17 protein-coding genes are annotated in these 15,970 nt (G+C 72.6%); 2 read left to right on the top strand and 15 right to left on the bottom strand.

What is annotated here, in order from left to right:
- The first annotated feature begins 3 nt into the window (after positions 1-3).
- The gene (locus ABD086_RS07050; protein ID WP_343906775.1) at positions 4-981 is read left to right on the top strand and encodes an ABC transporter ATP-binding protein; all 978 of its coding nucleotides are present in this window, start codon (positions 4-6) and stop codon (positions 979-981) included.
- A 111-nt stretch (positions 982-1,092) separates the two neighbouring features.
- Here ABD086_RS07050 and ABD086_RS07045 read toward each other — a convergent pair whose 3' ends face one another.
- The 13 genes from ABD086_RS07045 to dacB form a co-directional block, all read right to left on the bottom strand.
- Positions 1,093-2,175 carry a GNAT family N-acetyltransferase gene (locus ABD086_RS07045; protein ID WP_343906774.1) on the bottom strand — a complete coding sequence of 361 codons (1,083 nt, stop codon included), beginning with the start codon at positions 2,173-2,175 and terminating at the stop codon, positions 1,093-1,095.
- Between the two features lie 84 nt (positions 2,176-2,259).
- Positions 2,260-2,874, bottom strand: coding sequence for a hypothetical protein (locus ABD086_RS07040; RefSeq protein ID WP_343906773.1), 615 nt, complete (start codon positions 2,872-2,874; stop codon positions 2,260-2,262).
- A 9-nt stretch (positions 2,875-2,883) separates the two neighbouring features.
- A complete protein-coding gene (locus ABD086_RS07035; protein WP_343906772.1) occupies positions 2,884-3,372 on the bottom strand; it encodes a DUF3180 domain-containing protein in 489 nt (162 codons plus the stop codon).
- Positions 3,369-3,938, bottom strand: coding sequence for a 2-amino-4-hydroxy-6-hydroxymethyldihydropteridine diphosphokinase (gene folK, locus ABD086_RS07030; protein WP_343906771.1), 570 nt, complete (start codon positions 3,936-3,938; stop codon positions 3,369-3,371). The genes ABD086_RS07035 and folK overlap by 4 nt, the downstream gene beginning before the upstream one ends.
- Positions 3,931-4,305, bottom strand: coding sequence for a dihydroneopterin aldolase (gene folB / locus ABD086_RS07025; protein WP_343906770.1), 375 nt, complete (start codon positions 4,303-4,305; stop codon positions 3,931-3,933). Before folB ends, folK begins: the two co-directional genes overlap by 8 nt.
- Entirely contained in the window at positions 4,302-5,135 is an 834-nt protein-coding gene (gene folP / locus ABD086_RS07020; RefSeq protein ID WP_343906769.1) for a dihydropteroate synthase, read from the bottom strand. The genes folB and folP overlap by 4 nt, the downstream gene beginning before the upstream one ends.
- A gap of 16 nt (positions 5,136-5,151) precedes the next feature.
- On the bottom strand, positions 5,152-5,769 hold the full coding sequence (gene folE / locus ABD086_RS07015; RefSeq protein WP_343906768.1) for a GTP cyclohydrolase I FolE: 618 nt from the start codon (positions 5,767-5,769) through the stop codon (positions 5,152-5,154).
- Positions 5,769-7,820 carry an ATP-dependent zinc metalloprotease FtsH gene (gene ftsH / locus ABD086_RS07010; RefSeq protein ID WP_343906767.1) on the bottom strand — a complete coding sequence of 684 codons (2,052 nt, stop codon included), beginning with the start codon at positions 7,818-7,820 and terminating at the stop codon, positions 5,769-5,771. Before ftsH ends, folE begins: the two co-directional genes overlap by 1 nt.
- Before the next feature lie 240 nt (positions 7,821-8,060).
- Complete coding sequence (gene hpt / locus ABD086_RS07005; RefSeq protein WP_343906766.1) at positions 8,061-8,612, bottom strand: hypoxanthine phosphoribosyltransferase; 552 nt, start codon at positions 8,610-8,612, stop codon at positions 8,061-8,063.
- 15 nt (positions 8,613-8,627) lie between these two features.
- The gene (locus tag ABD086_RS07000) at positions 8,628-9,347 is read right to left on the bottom strand and encodes an Ig-like domain repeat protein (RefSeq protein ID WP_343906765.1); all 720 of its coding nucleotides are present in this window, start codon (positions 9,345-9,347) and stop codon (positions 8,628-8,630) included.
- Between the two features lie 83 nt (positions 9,348-9,430).
- Positions 9,431-10,387 (bottom strand): tRNA lysidine(34) synthetase TilS, encoded by a 957-nt coding sequence (gene tilS, locus ABD086_RS06995; RefSeq protein WP_343906764.1) that lies wholly within the window; start codon positions 10,385-10,387, stop codon positions 9,431-9,433.
- Positions 10,388-10,394: 7 nt separating this feature from the next.
- Positions 10,395-11,417 (bottom strand): zinc-dependent metalloprotease, encoded by a 1,023-nt coding sequence (locus ABD086_RS06990; protein WP_343906763.1) that lies wholly within the window; start codon positions 11,415-11,417, stop codon positions 10,395-10,397.
- Positions 11,414-12,766, bottom strand: a complete 1,353-nt coding sequence (dacB, locus tag ABD086_RS06985) for a D-alanyl-D-alanine carboxypeptidase/D-alanyl-D-alanine endopeptidase (RefSeq protein WP_343906762.1) — start codon at positions 12,764-12,766, stop codon at positions 11,414-11,416. Before dacB ends, ABD086_RS06990 begins: the two co-directional genes overlap by 4 nt.
- A 111-nt stretch (positions 12,767-12,877) precedes the next feature.
- On the opposite strand from dacB, the gene ABD086_RS06980 reads away from it, so the two are divergent.
- Positions 12,878-13,369 (top strand): inorganic diphosphatase, encoded by a 492-nt coding sequence (locus ABD086_RS06980; RefSeq protein ID WP_343906761.1) that lies wholly within the window; start codon positions 12,878-12,880, stop codon positions 13,367-13,369.
- 48 nt (positions 13,370-13,417) lie between these two features.
- On the opposite strand, the gene ABD086_RS06975 is transcribed toward ABD086_RS06980, so the two are convergent.
- Positions 13,418-15,379, bottom strand: coding sequence for an acyl-CoA dehydrogenase family protein (locus tag ABD086_RS06975; protein ID WP_343906760.1), 1,962 nt, complete (start codon positions 15,377-15,379; stop codon positions 13,418-13,420).
- A gap of 61 nt (positions 15,380-15,440) precedes the next feature.
- On the bottom strand, positions 15,441-15,970 hold a 530-nt coding region (locus ABD086_RS06970; protein ID WP_343906759.1), incomplete at its 5' end, for a C40 family peptidase.

The following is a 15,970-nucleotide window of genomic DNA, read 5'->3' as shown; positions in this document are numbered from 1 at the left end:
CCGATGATCCGGCTGGCCGGCGTCGGGAAGACCTACGACGACGGCACGGTCGCCGTGCAGCAGCTGGACCTCGACGTCCGGCGGGGCGAGCTCGTCTGCCTCGTCGGGCCGTCGGGGTGCGGCAAGTCGACGACGCTGAAGATGATCAACCGGCTGATCGAGCCCACCACGGGCACGATCGAGATCGACGGCCGGGACGTCACCGGCCAGGACCCGGTGCGGCTGCGGCGCGACATCGGCTACGTGATCCAGCAGGTGGGGCTGTTCCCGCACCAGAAGATCCTGGCGAACGTGATGACCGTGCCGCTGCTGCACGGCGAGTCCAAGGAGTTCGCGCGGGGGCGCGCGCGGGAGCTGCTCGAGCTGGTCGGGCTGGACCCGGCGCGGTACGCCGACCGCTACCCGCACCAGCTCTCGGGCGGCCAGCAGCAGCGGGTCGGCGTGGCCCGCGCCCTGGCGGCCAAGCCGCCGGTGCTGCTGATGGACGAGCCCTTCGGCGCGGTCGACCCGCTGGTGCGGCTGCGGCTGCAGGACGAGTTCCTCCGGCTCCAGGACGAGCTCGGGGTGACGGTGGTGTTCGTGACCCACGACATCGACGAGGCGGTGCGGCTCGGCGACCGGGTGGCGGTCTTCGGTCCCGGCGGCCGGCTGGCGCAGTACGACACCCCGGCCCGGCTGCTCGGGCGCCCGGCGGACGACTTCGTGGCGGACTTCGTCGGCTCCACCAGCGGCCTGCGGCGGCTGCAGGTGATCCCGCTCGACCCCGCGCACCTCGAGCCGATGGACGGCGTCCGCGCCGGCGACCTCAGCGCCGCCATCGACGTCGACGCCACGCTCGGCGAGGCGCTGGCGGTGCTGCTGAACGACGACCGCGGCGTGGTCGGCGTCAAGCAGGGCGCGCAGTTCGTCGGCGTCCTCACCCCCAACGGCATCCACCGGGCGCTCCGCGCGGCGCTCGCGGAGATGGCGCAGGTCAGCTGAGCGCCCCTGCGGTTCGTGCGATTTCCGTTCAATTGCTGGGTTGCCCTGGGTTACTCGCCGGTAGAACCAGTCCAGCCGCGCAATTGCGCTGCGCGCCGCCGCCCCCGCGGGTCAGCTGACCGGGACGTCCCGGTGCCAGGACTCGGTGACGTACTTGGTCGCCCAGCCCATCGACGTGTAGAGCCCGGCGGCGCCGGTGGGCGAGTCGGCGTCGACCTCGAGGCCGACGCGGTCCCGCCCGCGCAGCGCGGCGTCCGCGATGATCGTGCGCAGCAGGCCCTTGGCCACGCCCCGGCCCCGGGCGGCCTCGAGGACGCCGAGGTAGGAGACGTACGACCCGTCCGGGCCGGACGAGCTCTCCGACACGGTGCCGATCAGCGCGCCGACCGGCTGGGGCCGGTCACCGTCGACGAGCTCGGCCAGCCACCAGTGGTCCCAGCGGTGCCCGGGGTCCTCGCGCAGCCGGAACAGGAACTCCTCGAACGTCTCCTCGCTGGAGTTGAAGTGGTCGACGAACGCGCCCTCGAGCACCTCGTGCACCTCGCGGAGGTCGTCCTCGTCGGGCAGGCCGGACCCGGCCCGGCGCACCAGGCGGAACACGACGCCGTCGGCCTCCCACCGCTCCGGGTCGGGCACCAGGTCCTTCTCGCCGGGCTCCACCGGGCGGCTCATCTGCCACCAGCGGCGGACCCGCTCGAAGCCGGCGTCCCGGAGCCACCGGGCCTGGCGCTCGTCCCCCTCGAAGGCCCCGGTGTCGATCTGCTGGACCGGGAGGCCCCGGGCTGAGCCGACGGCGCGGGCCTGCCCCTCGGCCCAGGTGAAGAGCACGTCGGAACAGGCGTCGGCGACCTCGTCGGGCAGGTCCCGCTGCACGATGTGCACGAACAGCATCCGGCCGACCGAGCGGTCGTGGACGCTGCCCCAGGCGTGGATGTCGCCGTCGGGGTCGCGGACCACGACGTTCTCCCGCATCCGCAGGCCGCGCTCGGAGACCTCGACCAGGACGTCGTCGACGCCGGAGCCCGCCCACCCGCGCCCGTCCCGCTCGTGCGCACGCAGCAGGTGCGTGAGCCGGGCGACGTCGAACCGGTCCGCGGGGTCGGGCTGGCCGACCGTCCAGCCGTCGGGCAACCCGGGCCGGTCACCGACCAGCTGGTCGGGGTCGCTGTGGAACCGGTTCTCGTCGGGGATCACAGTCCCCGATCATCCCGCACCGCGGTGACGCGGAAACGTGGGGAAGGACTCAGCAGCGCAGGTCGAGCCGCTGGCGCGTCTCGACTAGGCGTGCTTGCGCTGGGCCTCGGACTCGCGCCAGGCCTGGGTCACGACCTCGAGCTCGGCGCGGACGACGTCCAGCTCCTGCTCCAGCTCGGCGACCCGGACGACGGCGTCCGCGGCCCGCTGCTCGGCCTCGCGGAGCCGGTCGGACACGGCCGCGCCCTCTCGCTCGGCGGCGTCGGCGCGGCGCGCCTCGGCGTTCATCTTCCGGGTGGCGTCGGCGGCGCGCCCCTGGGCGGCCGTCAGCGCGTCCTCGAGCTCGTGGATCGACTCCTCGTGCCGGGCGATGCGGGTGCGCATCGTGTCCGCGAACGCCTGGTTCTCCGCGGTGCGGGTCGCGGTGATCTCGCGGTAGGCCTGGGCCTGCTCGGCGCGGTCGCGCGCGGCGTCCCGACGGGTGGCGACCACCTCGGCGTGGGTGATCCGGGTGGCGGCGGCACCGAGGAGGACGGCACCGGCCGCGACCACCGCGACCAGGGCCGGCGAACCGCTGGCGATCGCGGCGGCGACCAGGACGGCGGCCACGACGAGGAGGACGACGGCGACCGTCAGCCGGGTGCTGCGCTGGCGACGCCGACCTGAGCGGACAGCGGAAGGTGCCTGGGGGGAAGCCATGAAAGCAGGTTAGGGCTCGTCCTCGTCGGATCTGACGCGACACGCGCGCTCGAGGAGGATCGACGTGACGACGATCGCCACACCCGCGACCGCGGCGACGACCGACCGCCACAGCCGCTGCGAGGCGAGGTCGGAGTCCATGCCGACCCAGCTGAGCGCGTACCCGGCGTACCCGCCCGCGACCAGCGCGCCCACCAGGGCGCAGGCGCGGGCGAGGACCAGCCGGTTCACGGCCCGGTGCGGCTCCAGCCGCTGGTGCTGGACCTGCACGGTGCGCCAGGTGAGGTACGCCGTGGCGCCGAGGATCGCCGCGACCAGGACCAGCGCCAGCGGCTGGGCCCAGGTCACGATCGGCGCGGTGCCGCGGCCCCGGATCGCGAGCGGGTGCAGCAGGTAGCCGCCGACCAGGCCGACCACCGCCCAGAGGGTGAGCGCCGCTGCGGAGGTCGGGCGCAGCCGCCCGCCCGACGGCTCGTCGCCGGACGGGGCGCTGCTCACTGGATCTCGAGGACCAGGTCGTCGCGCAGCTTGAGTCCGCTCTGGTCGGTCCGCTCCAGGAGGTCGGCGATCGGGCCGCGGTCGGGGAACTCGGCCTCGGGCTCGAGGTCGAACCACGGCCGCAGCACGAAGGCGCGCTCGGCGGCCCGCGGGTGCGGCAGGCGGAGGGACGGCTCGTCGCTGCGCCGGTCGCCGACCACGATGAGGTCGACGTCGAGGGTGCGCGGGGCGTTCTGGACCTCGCCGCGCTCACGGTCGAAGGCGTCCTCGATCGCCAGCGCCCGGTCCATCAGCCGGCTCGCCGCGAGGGTCGTGTCGATGAGCACGACGGCGTTCAGGTAGGTCTTCGCCTCGGGCGGCGAGTCGACCGGGTCGGTCTCGTAGACCGGCGAGACCGCGGTGATCCAGACGTCCGGGGTGTCCGCGAGCGCGTTGACCGCGCCCTGCAGGCTCGCCATCCGCTCGCCGAGGTTGGACCCCAGCGCCAGCACCGCACGCCGGATCGGCCGCATCTCGCCGGTCAGGGTGTCGGTGTCGACGATGTTCGGGTTGGGGGTCTCAGTCACGGGCGACCTCGCGTTTCCGGGTGATGGTGAGCGCGACGTCCGAGAACGTCGCCTCGATGGGTGCATCCGGCTTGTGGACCGTGATCCGCGCCCATTCAACACGGTCGTCCAAGAGGCAGACGCCCGCGACCCGCTGGGCGAGGGTCTCGATCAGGTCGACCGGATCCTTCTCCACGGCGGCTTTCACCGAGGCCACGAGACTTCCGTAGTCGACGGTGTCTGGCAAGTCGTCGGAGGCCGCCGCCGCGGCGGTGTCGACGCCCAGGACCAGGTCGATCACGAAGACCTGGCCCTCGCGCCTCTCGAACTCGAACACGCCGTGGTGGCCGAAGCACTCGATGCCGGTCACCGCCAGCTCGTCGGTCATTCCTGCTCTCCCTGGTCGAGCCGCTCGAGCACGCGCAGCGCGTCCCGGGCGGCACGCACGTCGTGCACCCGCAGGCCCCACACGCCGCGCTGGGCGAGGAGGACCGTGAGGGCCGTGTTCGCGTGCTCGCGCTGGTCGACGGGGCGCACGGTCCCGCCGCTGTCGGCGAGGAGCCTACCGAGGAAGGTCTTGCGGCTCGCACCCACCAGCACCGGGTAGCCGAGCGACTCGAGCGGGCCGAGGTCGCGCAGCAGCGCCCAGTTGTGCTCCACGCGCTTGGCGAAGCCGAGGCCGGGGTCGAGCACGATCCGCTCCGCCGGCACGCCCGCGGCGAGGATCGCCTCCACCCGCGCCGCGAGCTCGTCGCGGACGGCCTGCACGACGCCGCCCGGCCCGTCGTACACGGCGAAGTCGCGCATGTGCGCGGCGTGGGCCCGCCAGTGCATGGCGACGTACGTCGCGTCGCTCGCTGCGGTCACGTCGAGGATCCGCGGGTCGGCGAGCCCCCCGGAGACGTCGTTCACGATCGTCGCGCCGGCGGCGAGGGCGGCCTCGGCGACCTCGGCGCGCATCGTGTCGACCGAGACCGTGGCCCCGTCGGCGGCCAGCGCGGCGATCACGGGGACGACGCGGCCCAGCTCCTCCTCGACCAGCGGCCTGGTGGCGCCGGGGCGCGTCGACTCGCCGCCGATGTCGAGGATGTCCGCGCCGTCGCGGAGCAGCTCGCGCCCGTGCGCGATCGCGGCGTCGGGCTCCAGCCACCGGCCGCCGTCGGAGAACGAGTCGGGCGTGACGTTGACGACGCCCATGAGCACCGGGATCGTCGTCATGAGCGGAGGCTATCGGTCAGCGGTTCCGGTGGATCAGGGCCATCGCCTCGGCCCTGGTGGCGGCGTTGGAGCGCATCGTGCCCCGGACCGCGGAGGTGATGGTGCGGGCGCCGGCCTTCTTGACCCCGCGCATCGTCATGCACAGGTGCTCGGCCTCGATCACGACGATGACGCCGCGCGCCTCGAGGATGCGCATCAGGGCGTCCGCCACCTGGGTGGTGAGCCGCTCCTGGACCTGGGGCCGCTTGGCGTACACGTCCACCAGCCGCGCGAGCTTCGAGAGCCCGGTGATCTTGCCGCTCTCGGCCGGGATGTAGCCGACGTGGGCGACGCCGGTGAACGGCACCAGGTGGTGCTCGCACATCGACCACAGCTCGATGTCGCGGACCAGCACCATCTCGTCGTGGCCGAGGTCGAACGTCGTGGTCAGCACGTCCTCGGGGCGCATCCGCAGCCCGGTGGTCAGCTCGGCGTACGCCCGGGCCACCCGCGCGGGCGTCTCGCTCAGGCCCTCGCGCTCCGGGTCCTCCCCGAGCGCGATCAGCAGCTCCCGCACCGCCGCCTCCGCCCGCGCGTAGTCGAACGGCGGGACGTCGGCGGGGTCGCGGTCGTCGAACCCGATCGGGTCGGTCATCAGTGCGGCGGCAGGCTGGGGCCGGAGCCGGCGGAGGGACCCTCGACACCCGGGTCGCCGTGCACGTCGCCCCCGGAGCCCGGCGGGGTCAGGACGGCGCCCGCCTCCTCTTCAGCGTGGCCGTTCTGGCCGTTCGTGGCGGCCCGGTCGCGGATCCACTGCGGGATCTCGACCGGCGGGATCGCCGACGGGTGCCGCTGGTCGGAGCCGGTCCACGCCGGCCGCTCGGGACGGCGCCGCAGCGCCTGGAAGATCCGCGCGACCTCCTCCTTGTCGAGCGTCTCCTTGTCGACCAGCTCGAGGACCAGCGCGTCGAGGACGTCGCGGTTCTCCTCCAGGATCTCGAAGGCCTCCTGGTGCGCGGTCGCGAGCAGCTTCTTGGTCTCCTCGTCGACGACCGCGGCGATCTCCTCGGAGTAGTTCCGGGAGTGGCCGAGGTCGCGGCCCAGGAACGGCTCGGAGTTGGACTCGCCCAGCTTGATCGCACCGAGCCGCTCGGTCATGCCGTACTGGGTGACCATCGCGCGCGCCAGGTTGGTGGCCTTCTCGATGTCGTTGCCGGCGCCGGTGGTGGGGTCGTGGAAGACCATCTCCTCCGCGGCGCGGCCGCCGAGCATGTAGGCCAGCGTGTCGAGCATCTGCGAGCGGGTCTGGGAGTACTTGTCCTCGTCGGGCAGCACCATCGTGTAGCCGAGCGCCCGGCCGCGCGGCAGGATCGTGATCTTGTGCACCGGGTCGTTGCCCGGGAGCGCGGCGGCGACGAGGGCGTGGCCGCCCTCGTGGTACGCCGTGATCAGCTTCTCCTTCTCGCTCATCAGGCGGGTCCGCCGCTGCGGGCCCGCGATCACCCGGTCGATGGCCTCGTCGAGCGCCTGGTTGGTGATCAGCTTCTGGTTGGTGCGCGCGGTCAGCAGCGCGGCCTCGTTCAGCACGTTCGCCAGGTCGGCGCCGCTGAAGCCCGGCGTCCGCCGCGCGACGGACCGGAGGTTGACGTCCTGCGCCAGCGGCTTGCCGCGCGCGTGCACCTGGAGGATCTGCTCGCGGCCGGTGAGGTCGGGCGCGTCGACCTGGATCTGGCGGTCGAAGCGGCCCGGACGCAGCAACGCGGGGTCGAGCACGTCGGGACGGTTGGTCGCGGCGATGAGGATCACGCCGCCGCGGACGTCGAAGCCGTCCATCTCGACCAGCAGCTGGTTCAGGGTCTGCTCACGCTCGTCGTGGCCGCCGCCCATGCCGGCGCCGCGGTGGCGGCCGACGGCGTCGATCTCGTCGATGAAGACGATCGCGGGGGCGTTCTCCTTGGCCTGCTCGAACAGGTCGCGGACCCGGGAGGCGCCGACACCCACGAACATCTCGACGAAGTCGGAGCCGGAGATCGAGTAGAACGGCACGCCCGCCTCGCCCGCGACCGCGCGGGCGAGCAGGGTCTTGCCGGTGCCCGGCTGGCCGTAGAGCAGCACGCCCTTGGGGATCTTGGCGCCGACCGCCTGGAACTTCGCGGGCTCCTGGAGGAACTCCTTGATCTCCTCGAGCTCCTCGATGGCCTCTTCGCAGCCGGCGACGTCCGCGAACGTCGTCTTCGGCATGTCCTTGGTGATCAGCTTGGCGCGGGACTTGGCGAACTGCATGACGCCGCGGCCGCCGCCGCCCTGCACCTGGTTCATCAGGAACAGGAACAGCAGGATGATCAGCGCGAACGGCAGGAGCGTCGCGAGGATCGAGCCGAGCAGGCTGGGCTTGGGCACCTCGACGTTGAACTGCGCGATCTTGCCGGCATCGACCTGCTTCTGCACCTGCTCCTGGAGCGTGGCCTGGGTGCCGTCCAGCCAGAACGCCGTGACCTTGTCGCCGTCGTCGAGGGTCGCCTTGATCTGCTGGTCACCGTCGACGAAGGTGACCTCCTTGACCTCACCGCTCGAGATGTAGTCGGCCATCTTGGACGACTCGACCTCGTCGTACCCGCCGTTGGGCGCCAGGTACTGCAGGGCGAGCAGCACGCCCACCACGGCAAGGACGATCCAGAGCCAGGGCCCCTTGAATATACGCTTCACAGACTTCTCTCGGACGTGCTGATCGGAAGTGTCGACGGTACACGGGACCGCCGGCCGCTCCCATTGTCGCAGGCTGGCCTAGAGATCGGTGGTCGAGCCTGTCGAGACCCCCGCACCCGAAGGTGTCGCCCCCAGCGCCGACTTCCGGCTCACCGGGTCTCGACACGCCGGTCGCGACCTCGCAGGCTCGGTCGCGCGGCTCGCTCGACCACCATCAGCGGATCCGCTGGCGCGTTCCCGCTACGAGTACACGTGCGGGGCGAGGGTGCCGATGTCGCGCAGGTTGCGGTACCGCTCGCGGTAGTCCAGGCCGTAGCCGACCACGAACTCGTTGGGGATGTCCCATCCCACGTACTTGACCTCGACCGGCATCGTCAGCGCCTCCGGCTTGCGGAGCAGCGTGCAGATCTCGACGCTGGCGGGGCTGCGCGAGGTCAGGTTGGAGGTCAGCCAGGACAGCGTGAGCCCGGTGTCGATGATCTCGTCGACGATGATCACGTGCCGGCCGGAGATGTCGGTGTCGAGGTCCTTGAGGATCCGCACGACGCCGCTGGACTTGGTCCCGGAGCCGTACGACGTCACCGCCATCCAGTCCATCTCCAGGTGCCGGCTGAAGCTGCGGGCCAGGTCGGCCATGACCATCACCGCGCCGCGCAGGATGCCGACGATGAGGAGGTCCTTGCCCTCGTAGTCGGCCTCGATCTCGGCGGCCAGCTCCTTGAGCCGGGCCTGGATCTGCTCCTCCGTGAAGAGGACGTTGACCAGGTCGTTCTCCACGTGGGACGAGTCCATGGCGCAGACTCTAGGTCAGCGCCTCGGCTTGACCACCGTCAGGGTGAACGCCTTCGAGGACGAGGCCTTGAAGCCCGCGCTGCCGAGGAAGTACGCCTTCAGCTCGTGCTCGCCCTTGGGGAGCTTGTCGAGCTCGATCGTGACCGTCCCGCCGTCGGACTTGCGCAGCGTTCCGTCCCCGACCGCGTGCTTGCCCTCACGGATCTCGATGTCGCCGAGCGGCTTGGCGCCCTTGCTGGAGACGGTGACCGTGACCTCGCCGTGCTGCTTGGTGGTGACCGTCGCCTTCTTCAGCGCGGCCTTGGTGTCGGTGTCCGCGGCGACCTTCTTGATCACCAGCTCGCCCATGCTGACCTTCTGGCCGCGCTTGCTGATCGTGCCGGCGTCGTACTCGACGGTCTTGTAGCCCTTCTTCGACAGCGTCACCGTGTAGGTGCCCTTGGTGACCTCGAGGAAGAAGTAGCCGTGCTGCGGGCCGTCCTCCCGGTCGCTGGCGTAGGTGAGCGCGGACGCCTGCTCGGTGCCGTCGGCCTTGGTCGCCTGGACCTCGACGTCGTCGACGGGGTCGCCGTCCTGGTCCACGACCACGCCCCGGATCAGCGGGTGGACCTCGGCGCGCAGCGGCGCGACCGCCCGGTCCGCGGACGACGGCGCCGCCTGGGCGGGCAGCGCGTGGGGTGCTGCCAGCAGCACGCCACAGGAGGCGAGCAGGGTGGCGATGCGACGACGGGACATGGCGATGCTCCTCGAGAAATGCGGCTGATACGTTCGAAGTGTGACGCGGCGAGCCGCGCTTCGTGACGGTTATCGGCGGATTCTCACCCGAACTGAAGGTGGCCGTCCCTCCGGAAGCACCGGACGGGGCCGGGCAGATCGACCCACTTCTGGCCGTGCCAGTCGGTGAGCAGCCCGTCCATGGCGACGACGTGCTCGTGGAACAGCTCCGAGGCCGGGCAGCCCGCCGCGAGCGCCGCGAGCCGGAGCACCCGGCGCCGCAGGGAGGTCGGCTGGGCCAGCAGGCCGTCGACCGGGAGGTCGGCCAGCTCGGCGTACGCCGCCTCGGCGAGGTCGTCGAGCAGGTCCATGTCGCCGCGCAGCTGGTCAGCGGTGCGGGCCAGGGCCGCCGCGACGCCGGGGCCGAGCTGCTCCTCCAGCACCGGCAGCACCGTGCGGCGGACCCGCACCCGGGTGTAGCCGGGGTCCTCGTTGTGGGGGTCGTCCCAGAACTCGATGCCCTCCACCTGGCAGGCGGTGACGGTGTCGTCGCGGGACAGGTCGAGGAGGGGGCGCACGATCCGGTCGAAGGAGCGGCGCATCCCCGCCAGCGAGCGCCCGCCGGAGCCGCGGGTGAGGCCGAGCAGCACCGTCTCGGCCTGGTCGTCGCGCGTGTGGCCGAGCGCCACCGCGGCCGCGTCGAACCGATCGGCGACCTGCTCGAGGACGGCGTACCGGGCCCGGCGGGCCGCGGCCTCGGGGCCCAGGCCGGGAGCGTCGACGTGCACGGTCGCGGCGAGGGTCTCGTCGGCGCCGAGCGCCGCCATCTGCGCCACGACGTGGGCGGCGTGCGCGGCGGATCCGTCCTGGAGGCCGTGGTCGACGGTCGCGCCCACCACGTGCCACCCCGCCTTGCGGCCCTCGAAGACCGTCGCCGCCAGCAGCGCGAGCGAGTCGGCGCCCCCCGAGCACGCGACGACCACGGTCCGGCCCGGCTCGACGTGGGCCAGCGCCCGCCGTACGGCGCCCCGCACGGCGGCGACCGCTGGGTGCAGGCTCATCGCACGGTCACAGCACGCGGCTGATCCAGGCCCGCGGGTCGGCGATCTCGGCCTTCGAGGGCAGGTTCTCCGAGCGCTCCCACACGGCGTTGAACTCCGCCATGCCGGCCTTGTCGACGACCGAGCGGACGAACTTCGCGCCGTCGCGGTACTGCGCCATCTTGGCGTCCAGGCCGAGCAGTCGCCGCAGGATCCGGTCGAGGGAGCCGGCGCCCTTGCGGCGCTGGTTGAACTTGGTGCGGATCGTCGCGACCGTGGGGATCACGCTCGGGCCGACGCCGTCCATGACCACGTCGGCGTGGCCCTCCAGCAGCGACATGACCCCGGTGACCCGGTCGACGATCTCCTTCTGCTCCGGGCTGCCGATCGCGTCGATCAGGCTGCCCTCCCCCTTGACCACCTCGACGATCCGGCCGAGGCCGTCGTCCAGCAGACCGCTGGGCTCGAGGGTCTCCGCGAGCGCGTGCATCTCGCCGAGCAGGTGGTCCGACAGCCACGGGGTGGCGGTGAACTGGACCCGGTGGGTCTCCTCGTGCAGGCAGACCCAGAGGCGGAAGTCGTGCGGGTCGACGCCGAGCTCGCGTTCGACGTGCACGACGTTCGGGGCGACCAGCAGCAGCCGGCCGGCCGGCGGGTGGAACGGGTCGAACTGGCCGAGCACCTTGCCGGCCAGGAAGCCCAGCAGCGCGCCGACCTCGACGCCGGTGACCCGGGACCCGATCGCCAGCGACAGGCCGGTCGGCGGGCCCTTCTTGGCCGTCAGCTTGTCGACGACCGGCGCGAGCACGGTCGCGAAGCCGTCGGCGTTCGCGGCGACCCAGCCGGCCCGGTCGACCACCCGGACCGGGGCCGTCCCGGCCGCGGTCTCGAGCCCGGTGAAGTCGCGGACCAGCCCGGTCGAGCGGTCGGCGTCCGCGTGGAGCTCGGCGACGACGGCCGCGGCGTCGGCACGCGACAGCACCGGTCCGGTGCCGGCGATGCGGGAGCCCAGCGAGATCGCGAGGTCCCAGTCGACCATGCCCGTGCTCATGGAGCGACCGTACCCGCGCCCCCGCAACGGCAGGCCGCCAGCGCGCTGGTCGCGTCGTCGAGCGCGGCCCGCGCGTCGAGGGTGTCGACCACGGCGATCCGGTCCGCGAGCAGCGCGAAGACCATCGGGACCCCGTCCCGGTCGACGACGGTGCCGGCCAGGGCGCTGACGCCGGACAGGGTGCCGGTCTTCGCGCGGACCAGCCCGCGGCCGGCGTCCTCGGCGTCGAAGCGGTACTCCAGCGAGCCGGTGAAGCCCGCCACCGGCAGTCCGGTCAGCACCGACCGGAGCTCCGGGTGCGCGTCCGAGCCCGCGGTCTCGAGCACGGCGGTGAGCGTGTCCGGGTCGAGCCGGTCGCCGCGGGACAGGCCGCTGCCGTCGTGGACGACCGCCCTGCTCGTGGGTACGCCGAGCGCGTCGAGGGTGTCGAGCACGCCCGCGACGCCGGCGCGGAACGAGCCCGTCCCCGAGGTGGCGAGCCCGACGTGGCGGGCCAGCACCTCGGCGGCATTGTTGTCGCTGGTGAGCAGCGTGTGCTCGACGATGCCGGCCAGCGGCTCACTGTCCACCGACGCCAGCTCGGGGCCGTCGGCGGGGGCGTGCGCCGGCGCCGGCTCACCCAGGACCCGGACGCCCGCCCGTCCCAGCGCCGTGGTGAACTGCGCCGCCGCGGCGGCCGGGGGGTCCGCCTCGCCGTCGCCCTCGCCGACCCAGAGCGCGGAGATCGGCGAGACCTCCTCCGGCACGTAGCCCGGCTCCCAGTGGGGGTTGACGGCCGGCCCCGAGAAGAGGTGCGCGTCGTACCCGACCCGGACCGGGCCGTCGACGGCCGCGGCCGTCGCGCGGGCGAGCCTCGTCAGGTCGGGCACCGACAGCAGGGGGTCTCCCCCGCCGACGAGCACCACCCGCCGGGGGCCGGCGGCGACGACCGTGGTCGTGAAGGTGTGGTCGGGGCCCAGGGTCTCCAGGGCGGCGGTCGTGGTGAGCAGCTTCATCGTCGAGGCCGGGGCGGCCTCCCCGGTGCCGGTGGAGTAGAGCAGCGTGCCGTCCAGCGCCGAGACCGTCGCCAGCACGTGCCGGCCGAGGTCGGCGTCGCGGAGCGGTCCGGCGAGGGCGCGGCGCACCTTCGCCGGGTCCGGCGTCCCGGCCACCGGGCCGGCGACGGGCGCCGGCGTCGTGACCGCGGGCAGCTCGAGGCCGGGCGGCGGAGGCACGGCCGCCGGGCTCGGGTCGCGGGGCGCCTCCGGGTCGACCAGGTACGCCGTACCGGCGGCCGCGAGGACGGCGAGGACGAGGCCGACCGGGAGCCAGAGCGCGAGCCGACGGTGGCGTGCGTCACGTCGACCCACTCTTCGCCCCTTCCGACTGCGCGTTTGCCGACATTGTGCGCGAGACTGGGCACGGCCCGTCGGCGGGCCCCGACGACGATGTAGACGACGTAGACGACTGCGGAGGATGACGTGCTCGAGTTCGACGTGCTGGTGGAGATCCCCAAGGGTCAGCGCAACAAGTACGAGGTCGACCACGAGTCCGGCCGGATCCGCCTCGACCGCACGCTCTTCACCTCGACGCAGTACCCGGCCGACTACGGCTACATCGAGAACACGCTCGGCCTGGACGGCGACCCGCTCGACGCGATGGTGATCCTCCAGGAGCCGACGTTCCCGGGCTGCCTGATCCGCTGCCGCGCGATCGGCATGTTCCGCATGACCGACGAGGCCGGCGGCGACGACAAGGTCCTCTGCGTCCCCGCGACCGACCCGCGCCTGGAGCACCTGCGCGACATCTCCCACGTGTCGAAGTTCGACCGCCTGGAGATCCAGCACTTCTTCGAGGTCTACAAGGACCTCGAGCCCGGCAAGTCCGTCGAGGGCGCCGAGTGGGTCGGCCGCACCGAGGCCGAGGCCGAGGTCGAGGCGTCGTTCCAGCGGCTCACGACCGGCGCTCACTGAGCGTTCGGCCCGTGCCGGTCTCCCCGGTGTACCGGGGAAACCGCCACCTCACCCCACCAGGTCCGGGGACCGCAGCATCTCCGGAGGCACCGCCCACGCGTCGACGAGCGGTACGGCGATCGGGCGGATCTTGCGGCACAGGTTGTTCACCTCGCGGCTGATCGCCTTGGAGCGCTGCACGGTGAGCCGGCCGTGCTCCATGAACCACGCCCGGTCGGCCTCGATCGTCGAGAGCGCGAACAGGTCGCAGAGCAGGCTGAGCGCGACCTTGTTGTCGCCGGCGGGCAGCCCGCGGGTCTTGTCGACGAACGCCTCGAGCACCAGCCGCTCGACGTGGGCGTTGGCGGCGGCGACCACGTGGTCCTGCACGTGGGAGAACACCTCGCCGGGGTTCATCTTCTGGTCGATGCCGCGCTTGAGGCGCCGCGCGACGCCGGCGAGCATGTGCTCCTCGCGGAAGCGCAGCATCGCGAGCTGGTAGTCCGGGTCGAGCAGCCCGGCCTCCTGGTCCCAGTCGTCGCCGCCGGGGAGCAGGTCGCGCACCCGCTCGAACAGCTTGTGGACCGACGTCTTCTCGATGACCGTCTCGACCGCGAGGTTGGTGACGAACCTGACCATGCCGAGCTGGTCGAGGTCCTCGAACTCGCTGGCGTAGTCGGTGAGCAGCCCCTTCGCCACGAGCTGCAGCAGCACGTGGTTGTCGCCCTCGAACGTCGTGAAGATGTCGCTGTCGGCCTTGAGCGCGGCGAACCGGTTGACCGCGAGGTAGCCGGCCCCGCCGCACGCCTCGCGGCACTCCTGGATGGTGCGCGTGGCGTGCCAGGTCCCGAGCGCCTTGGTCCCGGCCGCGCGGGACTCCAGCTCGCGACGCGTGTGCTCGTCGTCCGAGATCCCCGAGAACACGTCGTGCAGCTGCGCCGCGACGACCTCCTGCGCGAAGTGCAGGGCGTAGGTCCGCGCGATCAGCGGGAACAGCCGCCGTTGGTGCAGCCCGTAGTCGAGCAGCAGCTCCTCCTCGGTGTCCGAGGTGGCCTCGAACTGCCGCCGGCGCACGGCGTACTTGGTCGCGATCGCCAGCGCCACCTTGGCCGCGTTGATGCCGGCGCCGCCCACGCAGACCCGGCCCTGGACCAGGGTGCCCAGCATCGTGAAGAAGCGGCGGTTCGGGTTCTCGATCGGGCTCTCGTAGACGCCCTCGGGCGTCACGTCGGCGAACCGGTTCAGCAGCGCGGTGCGCGGCACCCGCACGCCGTCGAACCAGATCCGCCCGTTGTCGACGCCGTTGAGGCCCATCTTGCGGCCGTCGTCCTCGATGCGGACGCCGGGGCAGACGGACCCGTTCTCGCGGATCGGTACGACGAACGCGTGCACGCCCTCGGACGCACCGCCGACCTCGAGCTGGGCGAAGACCACCGCGAGCTCGGCGTGCTTGGCGGCGTTGCCGATGTAGTCCTTGCGCGCGGACTCGGAGGTCGTGGTGATCACGAACTCCTGGGTCTCCTGGTCGTAGGTCGCGACCGTGCCCAGGGCCTGCACGTTGGACCCGTGGCCGGTCTCGGTCATCGCGAAGCAGCCCATCACCTTCCCGCTGACCAGGTCGGCGAGGTAGGCGTCGTGGTGATGCTTCGAGCCGAGCTGGAGGATGGCGCCGCCGAAGAGCCCGAACTGCACACCGACCTTGACCAGCACCGAGAGGTCGCCGTACGCGAGGGTCTCGAACGCCGCGATCGACGCGCCGATGTCGCCACCGCCGCCGTACTCCTCGGGGAAGCCCATGCCGGTCTGGCCGGTCGCGGCCATCTCGACGACGACCTCGCGGACGCGCTCGCGGAAGTCGTCGATCGACATCTCCTCGGCCTCGTCGAGGATCTGGCTGTACTTCGCGAGGTTGGTGCGGACGAGGTCGCGGACGTCGGCGTACTTGCCGTCGAGGAGGGCGGTCAGGGCGGGTACGTCGACGTCGGGCTGGACGTAGCCGGGCTGCGGGGGCGCCGCCATGTTCGTGGCCATGACCGTCCGATACCCAGCCGGAGCACCACCCAAGCGGGTGATCTGGACCGCTCGGCGGAGGTCAGGGACGGGCGTAGAAGCCGGGCGGGATCCAGGAGTACATCGAGGTCTCCTGGACGTCCTCGCCGGTGCGCGGGGCGTGGATGATCCGGCCGCCCCCGACGTAGAGCGCCACGTGGTAGATCGACGACGGGTCGCTCGACGAGCCCCAGAACACCAGGTCGCCGGGCTGCAGCTGGCCGGCCGAGACCGGCGTGGACTGCTCGTACTGGGCGACCGAGTAGTGCGGCAGCGCCCTGCCGCCGGCCCGCCAGGCGCCCATCGTCAGGCCAGAGCAGTCCCACGAGCTGGGGCCGGCGGCACCCCAGCGGTACGGCTCGCCGATCTGGGCGCGCGCGAACGCGATCGCGGCGGCTGCCCCGCCGGCCGGGGCGGGCGGCGCCGGAGTCGGGGTCGGCGTGGGGTCCGGGGTGGGGGTCGGGTCCGGGGTGGGGGTCGGGTCCAGGGTCGGCGTCGGATCCGGGGTCTTCGTCGGATCCGGCGTGGCCGTGGCCGGCGGCTCGTCCTGCGCCTGCTGCTGTTGCTCCAGCT

The sequence above is a fragment of the Nocardioides aquiterrae genome (assembly GCF_039526625.1).
Lineage (GTDB): Bacteria > Actinomycetota > Actinomycetes > Propionibacteriales > Nocardioidaceae > Nocardioides > Nocardioides aquiterrae.
Note: the sequence above shows the minus strand (reverse complement) of the source record. Positions and strands in the feature narration are given on the sequence as shown.

What these genes read in the sequence shown, in the direction of transcription:
- ABD086_RS07050 (WP_343906775.1), top strand. Translation starts at nt 4, where the DNA reads ATGATCCGGCTGGCCGGCGTCGGGAAGACCTACGACGACGGCACGGTC.
- ABD086_RS07040 (WP_343906773.1), bottom strand. Translation starts at nt 2,874, where the DNA reads ATGGCTTCCCCCCAGGCACCTTCCGCTGTCCGCTCAGGTCGGCGTCGC.
- folB (WP_343906770.1), bottom strand. Translation starts at nt 4,305, where the DNA reads ATGACCGACGAGCTGGCGGTGACCGGCATCGAGTGCTTCGGCCACCAC.
- folP (WP_343906769.1), bottom strand. Translation starts at nt 5,135, where the DNA reads ATGACGACGATCCCGGTGCTCATGGGCGTCGTCAACGTCACGCCCGAC.
- folE (WP_343906768.1), bottom strand. Translation starts at nt 5,769, where the DNA reads ATGACCGACCCGATCGGGTTCGACGACCGCGACCCCGCCGACGTCCCG.
- hpt (WP_343906766.1), bottom strand. Translation starts at nt 8,612, where the DNA reads ATGGACTCGTCCCACGTGGAGAACGACCTGGTCAACGTCCTCTTCACG.
- ABD086_RS07000 (WP_343906765.1), bottom strand. Translation starts at nt 9,347, where the DNA reads ATGTCCCGTCGTCGCATCGCCACCCTGCTCGCCTCCTGTGGCGTGCTG.
- tilS (WP_343906764.1), bottom strand. Translation starts at nt 10,387, where the DNA reads ATGAGCCTGCACCCAGCGGTCGCCGCCGTGCGGGGCGCCGTACGGCGG.
- ABD086_RS06990 (WP_343906763.1), bottom strand. Translation starts at nt 11,417, where the DNA reads ATGAGCACGGGCATGGTCGACTGGGACCTCGCGATCTCGCTGGGCTCC.
- ABD086_RS06975 (WP_343906760.1), bottom strand. Translation starts at nt 15,379, where the DNA reads ATGGCCACGAACATGGCGGCGCCCCCGCAGCCCGGCTACGTCCAGCCC.